Genomic DNA, 16348 nt, shown 5'->3' with positions numbered 1-16348 from the left:
TCCCGTTTCTGTCGCAGGTGGCCGGTACCGTGCCGCCATGTCGTTCGATCTTCCCGACCCCGCCCCGTCGCGGCCGCATCCGCGACGGGGCGGTGCCCACCCCGTCACATCCGGCCCGAGGGCCCGCGCGGGTGCCGGCTCCCCGATGCCCGTCCCCGCGCCGGTCGTGGCCGGCGGCGCGTTCGCCGCGCTGCCGCCGCTGCTCGCCGACCCGCCGTGGCGACGACGGCGGCAAAGGGCCTCGCTGGTGGTGGCCGGCCTGACGGCGCCCGAGATCCCGGTGACCGTGGCGTGGGAGCCCGGCGAGCACGAGAGGTGGTCGTCGGCCCAGGTCAACCCGGTGGGCGCCGGCGACTGGGAGCGCGCCGCCGGCCGGCTGCGGCGCGGCGAGCCGACAGGCTGGCGGGAGTCCGTCGAGTTCTTCGACGGCGCGCCCGAGGAACTGGCCCGCCCGTTGCTCGCGGACTGGCGGCCGGAGGTCACGTGGCCGGCCAGTAACTGGATGCGCAGGATCGCGGCACGGTTCGGAGTGGACGTGTTGCCGGCGCTGCTGCATCTGGCCACTGTCGAGCCGATGGTGGCAGTGGTGCTCCTGCGGCCGTTCGCGGCGCCGGGGATCCCGATGCTGATGGCGCAGTGGGCGCTGGGCTCCAAAGGTGTGAGCCCGGCGGCGCACGCGTGGCTGAAGCGGCATCCCGACGTGACCGCCCGTGCTCTGATGCCCCACGCGCTCGGCCCCGAGAGCGTGCTCCGCCGGCCGGCGGAGCACGCGTTGTTCCACCTGGTCGCGGAGGGTCACGGCGAGACACTGGTGACGGTCGGGAAGGAGTTCGGCCCGGAGGCCGCCGCGGCTGTCGAGTCGATGGTCGCCACCGACCCGATGATGATCCTGCCCGCGAATCTCCCGCCCATTCCCCGCTGGGTCGACCCCGGCACGCTGCCCCCGGTCCGGCTGCGAGCAGTCCCCACCGAGCCCGCCGCCACCGAGCCCGCCGCCACCGAGCCCGCCGCCACCGAGCCCGCCGCCGCCGAGCCTGCCGCCGAGCCCGCCACCGCCGAGCCGGCCGCCACTGGGCCCGCCGCCGAGCCGGCCCCGACGGTGCCGGCCGGCGCCGCGCGGGATCTAGCGATGATCTTCGCGCTGAGCAGCCTCGACCAGCCCCACCCCGGAGTCCGGGTCATCCGCGACGCCTGCGACCCGGGTGACCTCGCCCGCTTCGCCTGGGGTCTGTTCGAGGCCTGGACGGCCTCGGGCGCCAGCGGCCGGCAGGGCTGGGTGCTCGACGCGCTCGGCCTGGTCGGTGACGACGAGACCGTGCGCCGCCTCGCCCCGCGCATCGCGGCTTGGCCGGGGCAGAGCGCGCACGTCCGTGCGATCAACGGAGTGCGGGTCCTCGCCGAGATCGGCACCGACGTGGCGCTCATGCACCTCGACAGCATCGCCGGCCGATCGAGATACGACACCCTCCGGACCGCGGCCCAGCGGCGGATCACCGAGGTCGCCTCGGTTCGCGGTCTCACCACCGAGCAGCTCGCCGACCGGCTGGTGCCGGATTTCGGGCTCGCGCCCGACGGCAGCCTGACCCTCGACTACGGGGCACGGCGCTTCGTCGTGGGCTTCGACGAGGAGCTGAAGCCGTTCGTCTCGGACGCCGCCGGCAAGCGGCTCAAGACGTTGCCCAAGCCGGGCGCCCGCGACGACGCCGAGCGGGCCACCGTCGCCTACCAGCGTTTCGCCGCGCTGAGGAAGGACGTGCGGACGGTCGCCGCCGACCGGATCCGCGATCTGGAGCGGGCCATGCTGACCGGCCGTCGCTGGCCGGAGGACGAGTTCCGCCGCTATCTCGCCGAGCATCCGCTGCTCCGGCATGTGACGCGGCGGCTGCTCTGGGGCCGTTACACCGCGACCGGCGTCCTGGCCGGCGGGTTCCGGGTGGCGGAGGACGGCACCTTCGCCGATGTGCACGACGAGGTCACCACGATCGCCGGCGGCCAGGTGATCGGCGTGGTCCATCCTCTCCACCTGGGGGAGACGCTGCCACTGTGGTCGGAGATCTTCGCCGACTACCAGATCATGCAGCCGTTCCCGCAGCTGGGGCGAGAGATCGCCGGCCTGACCGAGGCTGAGGCGGCGGGCGTCGTGCTCACCCGGTTCGAGGGCCGGCGGGTGCCGTTCGGCGCGGTGCTGGGCCTGGAGAGCCGTGGCTGGCGGCGGGAGGATCCGGAGGGCGGCGGCATGCAGGTCAATGTCACCGTGTCTCCGGTCGAAGGGCTGGAGATCGTCCTGAGCCTGGATCCGGGCATCGTGGCCGCCGCCGCGGGCTTCCATCCGGAACAGACTCTCGGCCCCGTCGGTTTCCGCGGCCGGGGGCCCACGTGGGGTGACCTGGATCCGGTGGTGGTCTCCGAGGTGATCCGCGACCTGGAGCGGTTGGACGGCGGTCGCTGACCGAGTGAGCACGGCAGGAAGGCGGTGACGGGCAGGTTGCCCGTTACCGCCTTTTTACATTCCTGTCGCATTTCTTGCTCCAGACGGTCGACGAACGTCCTGACCAGGCACCGACTTGCAGTCGCGGGTGGAAGAAGTTGCATGACAAAACGCTCTCTCGTGCGTCTTCGCGCATGCGGCTCTGCAAGAGATGGAGCCGTCTTACATGTCGATACCGTTCCGGCGATGAGCTTGCTGAATAACGGATCTGCAGCTAGAGGGGCATATCGCGCCCGCGATGCCGGAATCGTGCAGGTTCTGGCGACAGGCGTGTTGCAAGTTGATTCGCAAGGGGTTTCTTACCCCGAAACTTCTTGCTACCGTCCGCTCGTCACCTAGCAGGTCTTCAAGGAGCGCAACATGCGTCGCATAACCAAGGGACTGGCCGCACTCTCCACTGTCGCCCTCGCCTTCACGATTGCCGCCTGTGGCACCGAGGAGAAGCCGGGCACGGAGACCAAGGCCACGGACCCGGCTGCCCTCTCCGCCGAGCTCACCTGGTGGGATACCTCGGACGCCAAGAACGAGGCTCCGGTCTTCCAGGAACTGATCAAGAGCTTCAACGCGAAGTACCCGAAGATCAAGGTCAACTACCAGTCGGTGCCGTTCGCCGACGCGCAGAACAAGTTCAAGACCGCCGCCGCGGCCAAGACCGGCGCCCCGGACATCCTGCGCGCCGAGGTCGCCTGGGTGCCGGAGTTCGCCTCGCTGGGTTACCTCTACTCGCTGGACGGTTCCGCGCTGCTCGCCGACGAGTCGGACTACAACACGGCCGCCATGGCCTCCAACAAGTTCGACGGCAAGACCTACGGCATCCCGCAGGTCACCGACAGCCTCGCCCTGCTCTACAACAAGGAGTTGGTGGAGAAGGCCGGCGTCACGGTGCCGAAGACCTGGGCCGAGCTGAAGACCGCCGCCCAGACCGTCAAGGCGAAGACCGGCGCCGAGGGCCTCTACGTCAACCCGGCCGGCTACTTCACCCTCCCGTTCATCTACGGCGAGGGCGGTGACCTGGTCGACACCGCGAACAAGAAGATCGTGGTCAACTCGGACCAGAACGTCGCCGGCCTGAAGGTCGCCAAGGACCTGATCGACAGCGGCGCCGCGGTCAAGCCGTCGGCCACCGACTCGTACAGCACGATGATGACCCTCTTCAAGGAGAAGAAGGTCGCGTTCATCGTCAACGGTCCGTGGGAGGTCAACAACGTCAAGTCGGCCCCCGGGTTCGGCGGCCTGGAGAACCTCGGCATCGCCCCGGTCCCGGCCGGTTCCGCCAAGGCCGGTTCGCCGATCGGCGGCCACAACTACGTCGTCTACTCCGGTGTTCCGCAGGAGAAGGCCGCCGCCGCCGTCGAGTTCATCAAGTTCATGAACTCCGCCGAGTCGCAGGCGACCCTCGCGGGCAAGCTGGGCGTGCTGCCCACCCGCAAGTCGGTCTACGAGATCCCCACGGTCAAGAACAACGCTGTCGTCTCCGCGTTCAAGCCGGTCACCGAGTCGGCCGTGAACCGTCCGTGGATCCCGGAGGGCGGCCAGTTCTTCGGCCCGCTCGACACTCTCGCCACCGAGGTCCTGGTCCAGAACAAGGACCCCAAGGCTGCGCTCGACGCCGTGGCGCAGAAGTACAAGGCCGAGGTCGTCACCTCGTACGCCACCAACTGATCGACTGACGCCGGCGCCGGTCCGCAAGGGCCGGCGCCACGCGGTTTCCTTCCTGGAGCACAGCTGATGAGCACTGTGACCGCCGACGCGGCGCCGAGGAGCGCCGGACTGTCGACCACGTTGAGGCGGAGCTGGGACAAACACTGGGCGGCCTGGGCGATGGTCGTGCCCGTCGTCGCCGTCCTGGCGGTCCTGATCTTCTACCCCCTGGTGAACGGCATCTGGCTGACGTTCACCGACCAGACCGAGGCCAACCAGGTCGCCGAGATCTGCACCAAGTCGATCACCGGCGGCGAGGTCTGCAGGGAGAACCCGAACGCCTGGTCGTTCGTCGGGCTCGACAACTACATCAACGTCCTCACCGGCAAGGTCGGTGAGTTCTGGCAGTGGACGGGCACCACGCTGATCTGGACCGCCGCGGGCGTCGCCTTCCACTACGGCCTCGGCCTCGGCCTGGCCGTCATGATCCACCGGGAGATGCGGTTCCGCGGCCTCTACCGGGTCATGCTGGTGCTGCCCTGGGCGGTGCCGGCGTTCATCAGCGCCTTCGCCTGGAAGTTCCTCTTCAACGAGCGGCTCGGCCTGGTCAACTCGGTGCTCAACGCGATCGGCGTCGACTCGGTCGCCTGGTTCGCCAACAAGTCGACCGCGCTCTTCGTCGCGGTCGTCACCAACATCTGGCTGGGCGTGCCGTTCATGATGGTGGCCCTGCTCGGCGGCATGCAGAGCATCCCGGAGGAACTCTACGAGTCGGCCGAGATCGACGGCGCGACGCCGTGGCAGCGGTTCCGCAACATCACGCTGCCGGGTCTGCGGCCGGTCAGCATGACGGTGATCCTGCTCGGCACGATCTGGACCTTCAACATGTTCCCGATCATCTTCCTGGTGACCGAGGGCCAGCCGGCGGGCTCGACCGAGATCCTGGTGACCGGCGCGTTCCGGGCGGCCTTCGAAGGCATCCGGAACTACTCGCTCGCCTCCACCTACGGCGTACTGATTCTCTCGATCCTGCTCATCTTCTCGGTGTTCTACCGGCGGGTGCTGCGCAAGCAAGGCGAGGTTTGGTGACATGGCCCAGATGACCACGACTCCGCCGATCCCGGCATCCCCGACGGCGGCCTCGCTCGGCACCGTCCGCGTCAACAGGCCACGGCGCGGCCGGCGCAGCGTCGGCGCGTCGATCGCGCTGCACGGCACGCTCATCCTGGCGTCGCTGATCGCGCTCGGCCCGATCGCCTGGGTGGTGCTGTCGTCGTTCAAGCCGGGTTACGCGGTGCAGAGCACCGAGATCACGCTGGTGAAGGATCCCACGTTCGCGAACTACGAGTACGTGCTGTTCGAGACGAACTTCCCGATCTGGTTCCTGAACTCGGCCATCGTCGCCGGCCTGACCATGCTGATCGGCATCTTCTTCTCGGCCACCACTGGTTACGCGCTGTCCCGCTTCAACTTCCCGGGCCGCCGGGGCCTGATGATGGTCTTCCTGGTCACCCAGATGTTCCCGGTGTCCATCCTGATCGTTCCGATCTACAAGATCATGGCGGACCTCGGTCTGATCAACACGCTGCCGGCCCTGGTCATCGCCTACCTGACGATCGCCGTGCCGTTCTGCGCCTGGATGCTCAAGGGTTACTTCGACTCGATTCCGACCTCGCTGGACGAGGCGGCCTCGCTGGACGGCTGCGGGCCGTTCCGCACGTTCTACCGGGTCATCCTGCCGCTCGCCAGGCCGGCCATCGCGGTCACCGGCTTCTATGCCTTTCTCACCGCCTGGGGTGAGGTGGCGTATGCGTCGGCGTTCATCCAGACCGATGACAAATACACGCTGGCGTACGGTCTCCAGCAGTTCGTGCCCCAGTTCAATCCGCAATGGGAATACCTGACGGCGGCCGCGGTGCTCGTCACGATCCCGGCCGGAATCGTATTCCTCTTCGCCCAGAAGCATCTCGTGTCCGGCCTTACCGCCGGCGGCACGAAGGGCTGATTAGCAAAACGATTTCCATCCAGGCGCCCCGCCGATTTCGGTGGGGCGCCTGGATGCGTTTCGGCAATCAGGGAGAACGCTCTCTCGTCACGCGGACGGAGGCCAGGCCTCCATCGGCGTGATTCGCGTCAGGCGGCTGGTGTGGCGACCGGAACAGCCGCCCGGGCCGGGGCGATCGCGGTCGAGTTGCGAGACACCAACTCGGGGTGGAAAAGGTATTCCGAATGTGGCGCGCCGTGCCCGTTGATCTCGTCGACCAGCGACCGCACCGCCGCCACCGCCATGGCCGCGACCGGCTGGCGCAGCGTGGTCAGGGGTGGGTCGGTGAACGGGATCAGCGCCGAGTCGTCGAAGCCGATGACCGAGACGTCCTCCGGCACCCGCAGACCCCGCCGCCGGGCGGCTCGGATCGCACCGAGCGCCATCATGTCGGAGGCGCAGATGATGCCGGTGACGCCCTTGCTCAGCAGGCGTTCCGCGGCCACCTCGCCGCCCTCCACACCGAACAGGGTCAGCGAGACCAACTCGTCGATCTCGGCGTCGGAGAGACCCACCTCGCGCTTCATCGCCGCGCGGTAGCCCTGGAGTTTGCGCTGGGTGTTGATGAACCGGTTGGGACCGGAGATCATGCCGATCCGGCGGTGCCCGAGCGCCACCAGATGGACGACCCCGAGGTCGCCGGCGACCCGGTCGTCACACGAGACGAAGGGTGCTTCCAGCTCCTTGGCGTAACCGTTGACCAGCACGATCGGCAGCGGCCGGTCGAGCAGTCGCTGATAGCGGGAGCGGTCCGAGGTGGTGTCGGCCGACAATGACGAGATGAAGACGATGCCGGAGACCTGCCGGTCGAGGAGCATTTCGACGTACTCGTCCTCGGTGACGCCGCCGGGTGATTGGGTGCACAGCACCGGCGTGTAGCCGTGCTGGGCCAGCGTCGACTCGATCACCTGGGCGAAGGCCGGGAAGATCGGGTTGTCCAGTTCGGGGACGACCAGGCCGACGAGACCGGCACTGCGCTTGCGCAATCTTTCCGGTCGTTCGTACCCGAGGACGTCCAGCGCGGTCAGGACCGCTTGTCGGGTTTCAGCAGAGACGCCGGGGCGGTCGTTAATGACACGCGACACCGTCGCCTCACTGACCTGAGCCTGTTTGGCGATATCGGCCATTCGCGCACGCATGGTCTCAACTCTAGTCGTCTGTTGTCTGCTCGGCATGGCCCTGAAAGGTCTTCCATTCGATGCAAGACCTTGCTAACGTCCCGGCAACAGGAGTGATACAGGCCGATCGTTCGATGGAACGCACCTTGAACGACTTTTCGGCTGTGCTTCCGGTGGCGCGTCGTCGGGACGGTCCGGACCACCCTACGGAGTCCTTCCAGCGGGTTCCGCGCCGGGTCGGCATGAAGAAATATATAACAGTCAATCCGATACCACCGAATCGGAAGGGTGCGCTGTGGCACCGAGAAGACCCCTCCACCGCCGTCTGAGGCTGGGCGCCGCTCTGCTCAGCCTCTTCCTCCCACTCGTCGCCGTCCCGGCCTCCGCCGCCGCGGCGCCCGCCGTCCCCAGCGACGCCGCGATCGCGCAGGGCCTGTCCGAACACTGGGGCTCCGACAACCCGACCTCCGGCGAGCAGTTCTACTTCGTGCTTCCGGACCGGTTCGCCAACGGTGACGCGAAGAACGACAAGGGCGGCCTTTCCGGCGACCGCCTCGCCACCGGCCACGACCCGGCCGACAAGGGCTTCTACCACGGTGGCGACCTCAAGGGCGTGATGGACCGCCTGGACTACATCCAGGGACTCGGGACCACCGCCATCTGGCTCGCCCCGGTCTTCAAGAACCGTCCCGTGCAGGGCGCCGGAGCCGACGTGTCGGCCGGCTACCACGGCTACTGGATCACCGACTTCACCCAGGTCGACCCGCACTTCGGCACCAATGCCGACCTGAAGAGGCTGGTCAAGCTGGCGCACCAGCGCGGCATGAAGGTCTACCTGGACATCATCGTCAACCACACCGCCGACGTCATCAAGTACGCGGAGAACAAGTACACGTACGTCGACAAGGCGGACTCCCCGTACACCGACACCGACGGGCAGCCGTTCGAGGACCGCAACTACGCGCGCTCGGACGAGTTCCCGAAGACGGACGCGACGTCGTACCCGTACACCCCGGTGTTCGCGAACGCGGCCGACCGCAAGGTCAAGAAGCCGGCGTGGCTGAACGACGTGAACATGTACCACAACCGGGGTGACTCCACCTTCGCCGGTGAGAACGCCGAGTACGGCGACTTCGTCGGCCTCGACGACCTCTTCACCGAGCGTCCCGAGGTGGTCGAGGGCATGACGAAGATCTACGGTGACTGGGTCCGGGACACCGGCATCGACGGCTACCGCCTCGACACCGTCAAGCACTCCAACCTGGAGTTCTGGCAGCAGTGGGCGCCCGGCGTCGAGAAGGCCGCGAAGAAGGCCGGCAAGAAGGACTTCTTCATGTTCGGCGAGGTCTACACCGCCGACCAGGAGATCCAGTCGAAGTACGTGCGGGAGGGCAACCTGCCCGCCACCCTGGACTTCTCCTTCCAGGAGACGGCGCGCGGCTTCGTCACCGGCAACAGCGGCGCGAACGCCCTCTCCGACATGTACGCCAAGGACGACCTCTACACCGCCCGCAACACCGGCGCGGACCGGCTGCCGACCTTCCTCGGCAACCACGACATGGGCCGGATCGGCTCGTTCATCGCCGCCGCGGCCACCGCCGACAGCCGGCTCCAGCGCGACCAGCTCGCGCACGAGCTGATGTTCCTGACCCGCGGCCAGCCGGTCGTCTACTCCGGTGACGAGCAGGGCTTCACCGGTCCGGGTGGCGACAAGGACGCCCGCCAGGACATGTTCGCCAGCAAGAGCGCGGACTACCTGGACGACGACCTGATCGGAACCGACCGCACCCACGCGGTCGACAACTACGACACGTCGCACCCGGTCTACCGGACCATCGCCGAGCTCGCGAAGCTCCGCAAGGCGAATCCGGCGCTGGTCACCGGCACCCAGGTGACCCGGTACGCGGCCGAGGGTCAGGGCGTCTTCGCGGCCTCCCGCATCGCCCGCGACACCCGCGCGGAGTACGTCGTCGCGGCCAACAACGCCACCACCACGCAGACCGTCACGTTCCCGACCTCCTCGCCGGGCGCCGTGTTCACCGGCGTCTACGGTGGCGCCGCCCCGGTGACCGCCGCGGCGGACGGCAAGATCACCATCACCGTGCCGGCGCTGTCCTCGATCGTCCTCAAGGCCGGGAGCGCGATCGCCGTACCCGCCGAGGCTCCGACCGTGGCCATCAGCAGCCCGAAGGCCGACGCCTCCGTCCCCACCCGCACCGAGATCGTCGCCGACGTCACCGGCGACCCGCTGTCGACGGTGACTTTCGCGGCGCAGGTCGCGGGCGGCGAGTGGAAGCTGCTCGGCACCGCCGACAAGGCGCCGTACCGCGTCTACCACGACCTGACCGGGCTGGCCGGCGACACCCCCGTCCGCTACAAGGCCGTGGTCCGCGACAGCTCGGGCCGGCTCGCGTCGTCGACCGTGAACATCACCGTCGGCACCCCGGCGGCCACTTCCACCGCCGGCTACGCGGTCGTGCACTACCAGCGGCCCGCGGGCGGCTACGACGACCAGAACCTCTACGTCTGGGGTGACGTCGACCCGTCGATGTCCACCACCTGGCCCGACGGTCAGCCGTTCGCCGGTGAGGACTCCTACGGCCGCTTCGCCTACGTGAAACTCAAGCCGGGCGCGAAGAGCGTCGGGTTCGTCGTCGTCAGCGACGGCGGCGTCAAGGACGTCGACGCCGACCGCACGATCGACATCGGCGCCAACCCGGAGATCTGGATCAAGCAGGGTGACGCCACGGTCTACCCGACCCGGCAGGCGGCCACCGGGCAGCCCGACCCGGCGCAGGACCCGAACAAGGCGATCATCCACTGGCGTAAGGCCGACGGGAACTACGACGGCTGGGGCCTGCACGTCTGGGCCGGCGCGGCCAACCCGACCGACTGGGCGAGCCCGCTGCTCCCGGCGCGGATCGACAGCTACGGCGCGGTCTTCGAGGTGCCTCTCGCGGCCGGCGCGACGTCACTGAGCTACATCCTGCACAACGGCGACACCAAGGATCTGCCCACCGACCAGTCCCTCGACTTCGCCAAGGCCGGCCGTGAGGTCTGGCTGATCGCCGGGCAGGAGACCCGCCTGCTGCCGCTGGTCAAGAGCGCCTCGGCCGGTGGCGTGGTCGACGTGACCAAGTCCGCCGCCGTGTGGCTGGACCGGGGCACGATCGCCTGGAAGACGGGCACCGGCACCACTCTGGAGCCGGTCGGCGCCGGAACCGACGGCAAGGTCTACGACCTGGTCCACTCGGCCACCGGCGGGATCGGGGTCGCCGACGGCGAGTTGACCGGGACCTTCACCACGGTTCCGCTGTCCGCCGTCCGCACCGGACTCACCGAGGCGCAGCGCGAGGAGTTCCCGCACCTCTGGCAGCACGGCGCGTTCCGGGTCGGTGCGAAGAACATCTCCGACATCCTGCGCGGCCAGGTCGTGGTCACCGAGCGCGACGCCGCGGGCAAGCTGCTGTCGGCCACCGGCGTGCAGCTCTCCGGCGTCCTCGACGACGTGTACCAGGCTGCCACCGACGCGACTCTCGGGCCGGTCGTCAACGGGAGCAAGGCGAGCGTCGCGGTGTGGGCGCCGACCGCCCGCAGCGTCGAACTCGAGGTCTACGACACCGCCGACCAGGTCTCCCCGGCCCTGGTGGAGCTGAGCCGCAACGACCGCACCGGCATCTGGTCCGGTAAGGGCGACTGGGCCGGCAAGTACTACGAGTTCCGGGTGACCGCGTGGCAGCCGGCCGCGCAGAAGATCGTCACGGCGTCGGTCACCGACCCGTACTCGGTCGCCCTGACCGCCGACTCCACCCGCAGCCAGTTCGTCAGCCTGGCCGACCCGGCGCTCGCGCCCCCGGGCTGGAACTCACTCAAGAAGCCGGCAGCCGTCGCTCCCGCGAAGATCCAGATCTCCGAGTTGTCGGTCCGGGACTTCTCCATCGCGGACGCCTCGGTGCCGGCGGCTCAGCGCGGCACGTTCAGCGCCTTCACCGGCGACTCCCAGGGCATGGCGCATCTGAAGAGCCTGGCGAAGTCCGGCGTGACCCACCTGCACCTGCTGCCGGCGTTCGACTTCGCCACCATCCCGGAGAAGCGCGCCGACCAGCAGCAGCCCGCCTGTGACCTGGCGTCGCTGCCCCCCGACTCGGACAAGCAGCAGGAATGCATCGCCGCCGTCGCCGCCACCGACGGCTACAACTGGGGCTACGATCCGCTGCACTACACCGTTCCCGAGGGCGGCTACGCGGTCGACCCCTCCCAGCGCACGCGGGAATTCCGGAACATGGTCACCGGAGTCAACCAGGCCGGCCTGCGCGTGGTCATGGACGTCGTCTACAACCACACCTCGGCCGCCGGCACCGACGCCAAGTCGGTGCTCGACCAGATCGTGCCCGGTTACTACCACCGGCTCCTCGAGGACGGCGCCGTCGCCAACTCCACCTGCTGCGCCAACACCGCGCCGGAGAACGCGATGATGGGCAAGCTCGTCGTCGACTCGATCGTGACGTGGGCCAAGGCGTACAAGGTCGACGGTTTCCGCTTCGACCTGATGGGCCACCACCCGAAGGAGAACATCCTGGCGGTGCGCAAGGCCCTCGACAAGCTCACCGTCGCCCGGGACGGCGTCGACGGCAAGAGCATCTATGTGTACGGCGAGGGCTGGAACTTCGGCGAGGTGGCGAACGACGCCCGCTTCATCCAGGCCACCCAGATCAACATGGGCGGCACCGGAATCGGCACGTTCAACGACCGGCTCCGTGACGCGGTCCGCGGTGGCGGCCCGTTCGACGGCAACCCGCGCATCCAGGGGTTCGCGTCCGGCCTGGCCGGCGCCCCCAACGGCGACGCCGCCAACGGCACCGAGGCGGAACAGAGGGCCCGCCTCCTGCACTACCAGGACCTGATCAAGGTGGGTCTGACCGGCAACCTGGCCGACTACACGTTCACCGGCTCGTCGGGCGCGGTCGTCAAGGGTTCGCAGGTCGACTACAACGGTGCGCCGGCCGGCTACACCGTCAACCCCGGCGACGTGATCACCTACGTGGACGCGCACGACAACGAGATCCTCTACGACTCGCTGGCGTACAAACTCCCGCAGGCCACCACCGCGGCCCAGCGGGCGCGGGCCCAGTCGGTGGCCCTGGCCACCACAGTCCTCGGGCAGGGCGCCGGCTTCGTCACCACCGGCAGCGAACGGCTGCGCTCGAAATCACTGGACCGCAACTCGTTCAACTCGGGCGATTGGTTCAACCAGATCACCTGGGACTGCGCCGCCGGCAACGGGTTCGGTCGCGGCCTGCCGCCGAAGGCGGACAACGAGAGCAAGTACCCGTACGCCAAGCCGTTGCTCGCCGATCCGGCCCTGATCCCGGACTGCGCCGCCGTCAACCTGGCGAACTCCACCTACCAGGAGTTCCTGAAGATCCGGAAATCCACTCCGGCCTTCGGGCTGGCCACCGGCTCGCAGGTGCAGAAGCGAGTCGCGTTCCCGCTCTCCGGCGCGAACGAGACCGCCGGCGTCATCACCATGACGATCGACGCCCGCGGCGTGGACCGGCGGTACAAGTCGATCACGGTCGTCTTCAACGCCGGCACGGCCACCGCCACCCAGACGGTGCCCGCGCTCGCCGGCAAGAACGTCACCCTCCACCCGGTCCAGCAGTCCTCCGCCGACCCCGTGACACGAACCGCCTCGTTCGCGTCCAAGACCGGCACGCTGACCGTTCCGACACGAACCGTCTCGGTCTTCGTGCAGAACTGACCCGCCTCCCGCCGGCCAGCCCGGCCGGCGGGAGACCGCGGGTCCCGCCGACCCCGGGCCGGCGCCGGCCCTTCCACCCCGGCGCCGGCGCGGGCCGGCCCTCGATCACGGCCACCGCTCACTCACCCGCTGGGTGGGCGGTGGCCGTCTCCAATGCTCGCGCCGCCCGGCCTCCCACGCGCCCGGCGTGCATCCTGGAGTCATGGGCCTCGACTGGAACCTCCACCTCCGCGAACAGCTCGACCATCACTGGCGCGTCCAACTGCGTCCCGGCCTGGACGGCCTCACCGACGGCGAGTACTTCTGGGAGCCCGCCCCCGGCGCCTGGAGCGTCCGCCCGCGAGGCACGGCCGCCACCGCGATGGCCGCCGGAGCCGGTGACTTCACCATCGACTGGGAGTACCCCGAGCCCTCACCGCCGCCGGTCACCACGATCGCCTGGCGGCTCGGCCACATCATCGTCGGCGTCCTCGGCGCCCGCGTCGCCGCCCACTTCGGGGGCCCGCCCACCGACTACGGGAGTTTCCGCTACGCGGGCACGGCCACCGAGGCGCTGGCGCAACTCGACGCCGCCTACGCGGCCTGGTCGGCCGGGGTCACCGCCCTCGGCGTCGACGGCCTCCAGCACCCGTGCGGCCCGGCGGAGGGCCCCTACGCCGAGGAGAGCCTCGCCACGCTGGTCCTGCACATCAACCGCGAGGTCATCCATCACGGCGCCGAGATCCTGCTGCTCCGCGACCTGTTCCGGCACGACCGGCAAAGATCGACACCCTGATCTCGTACGGCCGGCGAAGGCGCCGTGGCATCGGCGCCCGTCTCCCCGGCGCCCGTCTCCCCGGCGCCGGGGGAGCCGGCACCGCTCAGGGGTTGAGGACGGGCGCCGAGAGGCGTGAGTAGAGCGACTCGGCCGGCTCCGGCCGCCCCAGGTGGTATCCCTGGGCGTACTTGCAGCCCATCACACTGAGCAGCGCCAGCTGATCGGCGTCCTCCACCCCTTCGGCCACCACCCGCAGCCCGAGCGTGTGCCCCAGCTGCATGATGGCGCTGACCAGCTCCTGCTGTCGTCCGTTGCCGACCAGTCCGGTGATGAACGAGCGATCGATCTTGAGCACGTCCACCGGGATGTCCCGCAGGTAGCCCAGCGACGAGTACCCGGTCCCGAAGTCGTCGATGGCGATCCGCACGCCGAGGCGGCGCAGTTCGTCCAGCCGGCCGGAGGTGACGGCCACGTCGCGCATCAGCACGGTCTCGGTCAGTTCGAGCACCAGGCAGTGCGGTGACAGGCCGGTGGCGGCCAGGGCGTACGCGACGTGGTCGGTCAGGTCGGGCAGGTCGAGGTGGGCGGCGGAGAGGTTGACGCTGACCCAGGCGGGCGCGGTCCGCGGGTTCTTCTGCTGCCAGTGCCGGACGGTGTGACAGGCTTCGAGCAGGATCCACCGGTCGATCTCGATGATCATGCCGGTCTCCTCGGCGAGCGGGATGAACGTGCCGGGCGCCTGGAGCCCGCGATGCGGGTCCTGCCAGCGGATCAGGGCCTCGGCGCCGGACATGGCGAGGCCGGGCACCGTGACGACCGGTTGCAGGTGCAGCCGCATCTCGCCGCGGTGCACCGCGTCCCGCAGGCGGTTCTCCTGGTCGAGGCGGCTGAGGAGTTGTTCGTGCATCCGGGTCTCGAACGTCATGGAGCGGTTCTTGCCGAGGTCCTTGGCCGCGTACATGGCGACGTCGGCGTTGCGGACCACCTCGTCGGCGTCGGCGTACCGGGCCGCGTCGGGAACGGTGCCGATGCTGACGGTCACCACCGCTTCCCGGCCGTGCACCAAGAACGGCCGGGAGATCGCGTCGAGGCAGGCGCGGGTCAGGTCCTCGACGGTGTCGGTGCCCGGCGCCTCGAGCAGGACGGCGAACTCGTCGCCGCCGAGCCGGGCCACCGTGTCCTGCGGTCGCAGCACGCTGGTGAGGCGTTCGGCGGCGGTCCGCAGCAGCAGGTCGCCGGCGTTGTGGCCGAGGCTGTCGTTGACCCGTTTGAACCCGTCCAGGTCCAGGTAGAGCAGGGCGATCCGCTCGCCGGAAGCGCGGGCCCGGGTGAGCGCGTGGTCGAGCCGGTCGAGCAGCAGTTTGCGGTTGGGCAGCCCGGTGAGCCCGTCGTGCAGGGCCTGGTGTCGCAGGTCGTGTTCCAGGTCCCGCTGCCGGGTGACGTCGCGCAGCACGACCACCGCCCCGAACGGCCGGCCCTCCTTCTCCAGGCCGCTGACCGTGTACTCGACCCGTACCGTCGTGTCGTCCGGGCGCTGGAGGCGGCCTTCGCGTGTGCCGGTGGTCAGGACGTCTCCCGCTTCGGGCAGCAGCACGGTCGCCTCCCGCTGGAGCAGCCCGCTGACGCCGAGCCCGGTGATCCGCCCGGCGGCCTCGTTGGCGAAGGCGATCCGCCCGGCCTGGTCGATGCCGCAGATGCCTTCGCCGGCGTTGGCGAGGATGCTGTCGGTGTACTCCTTGGCGAGGATCTGCCGGGCCGAGCGCTCGAGTTGGTCGGCCATCGAGTTGAAGGCCCGGGCCAGCCGTCCGATCTCGTCGCGGCCCTCGGTGGGGACGCGCCGGGAGTAGTCGCCGGTACGGATGCTCCCCACCGCCGTGGTGAGGGAGGTGATCCGGCGGGTGACCGAGCGGGCCAGTCCGAGGCCCAGCCCGGCGACGAGGAGGATGACGACGGCGGCGCTGGCCACGGTGACGGTGCGGGCCTGCCGGGTGGCGTTCATCATCTGGTCGTAGGTGGGCGTGTACTCCAGGATGACCGCACCGATCGTCCTGCCGATCTTGTTCTGCATCGGCACGACGACCTGCCGGATCCCGTCCGGGTGGCCGGGACTGGTCTCGATGAAGATCCGGGATTCGCCGTCGTCGACGGTCCGCGCGACCTCGTCGCCGCTGTCGTGGTCGAAGTGGGTGCCGACGTTCTCCGCGACGACGTCGCCGATGATGTAGCCGCCGTAGTCGACCACCACGACGTCCCGCTGCTGGGTCTCGTGGATCCGGCGCAGGTAGTGGTCGAGGGCCGAGGGGCTGTAGTAGAGCGGGGTGGCGACCTCGTCGTCGTCCTCCCGGACGAGGCCGAGGGACACGTCCTTGGCGATGCCGCTCGCGAGCCGGGCGGCTTCGAGAGCCGCGGCCTGTTCCGCGGACCTCGTGCTGACGTGCCAGGAGATCAGGGCGGTCGCCGCCACGGTGACCGCCACCAGGAGGTAGCCGCCGAGGAGCTTCTGCCGAACGTTCATCACACCCCCTGCCCCGACGCTGCC

At 69.3% G+C, this 16348-nt stretch carries 8 protein-coding genes; 6 read left to right on the top strand and 2 right to left on the bottom strand.

The window, feature by feature from the left end; all coding sequences use genetic code 11:
• Positions 1-145 precede the first annotated feature (145 nt).
• The 4 genes from QLQ12_RS33405 (at position 146) to QLQ12_RS33390 (ending at position 6134) form a co-directional block, all read left to right on the top strand.
• Entirely contained in the window at positions 146-2449 is a 2304-nt protein-coding gene (locus tag QLQ12_RS33405) for a DUF4132 domain-containing protein (RefSeq protein WP_282764701.1), read from the top strand.
• A gap of 399 nt (positions 2450-2848) precedes the next feature.
• Positions 2849-4150 (top strand): extracellular solute-binding protein, encoded by a 1302-nt coding sequence (locus QLQ12_RS33400; RefSeq protein ID WP_282764699.1) that lies wholly within the window; start codon positions 2849-2851, stop codon positions 4148-4150.
• 66 nt (positions 4151-4216) lie between these two features.
• Complete coding sequence (locus QLQ12_RS33395; protein WP_407651658.1) at positions 4217-5218, top strand: carbohydrate ABC transporter permease; 1002 nt, start codon at positions 4217-4219, stop codon at positions 5216-5218.
• Position 5219: 1 nt separating this feature from the next.
• Positions 5220-6134 carry a sugar ABC transporter permease gene (locus tag QLQ12_RS33390; protein ID WP_282764697.1) on the top strand — a complete coding sequence of 305 codons (915 nt, stop codon included), beginning with the start codon at positions 5220-5222 and terminating at the stop codon, positions 6132-6134.
• 128 nt (positions 6135-6262) lie between these two features.
• On the opposite strand, the gene QLQ12_RS33385 is transcribed toward QLQ12_RS33390, so the two are convergent.
• Positions 6263-7312 (bottom strand): LacI family DNA-binding transcriptional regulator, encoded by a 1050-nt coding sequence (locus tag QLQ12_RS33385; RefSeq protein WP_282764694.1) that lies wholly within the window; start codon positions 7310-7312, stop codon positions 6263-6265.
• A 274-nt stretch (positions 7313-7586) separates the two neighbouring features.
• On the opposite strand from QLQ12_RS33385, the gene pulA reads away from it, so the two are divergent.
• Both pulA and QLQ12_RS33375 read left to right on the top strand, forming a co-directional pair.
• Entirely contained in the window at positions 7587-13052 is a 5466-nt protein-coding gene (gene pulA / locus QLQ12_RS33380) for a pullulanase-type alpha-1,6-glucosidase (protein WP_282764692.1), read from the top strand.
• A 202-nt stretch (positions 13053-13254) separates the two neighbouring features.
• Complete coding sequence (locus tag QLQ12_RS33375; RefSeq protein WP_282764690.1) at positions 13255-13827, top strand: DinB family protein; 573 nt, start codon at positions 13255-13257, stop codon at positions 13825-13827.
• An 85-nt stretch (positions 13828-13912) separates the two neighbouring features.
• Here QLQ12_RS33375 and QLQ12_RS33370 read toward each other — a convergent pair whose 3' ends face one another.
• Positions 13913-16324 (bottom strand): putative bifunctional diguanylate cyclase/phosphodiesterase, encoded by a 2412-nt coding sequence (locus tag QLQ12_RS33370; RefSeq protein ID WP_282764688.1) that lies wholly within the window; start codon positions 16322-16324, stop codon positions 13913-13915.
• Between the last annotated feature and the right edge of the window lie 24 nt (positions 16325-16348).

The organism is Actinoplanes sandaracinus (assembly GCF_030009775.1).
GTDB classification, from domain to species: Bacteria; Actinomycetota; Actinomycetes; order Mycobacteriales; family Micromonosporaceae; genus Actinoplanes; species Actinoplanes sandaracinus.
This window is presented reverse-complemented; position numbering and strand designations above follow the sequence as displayed.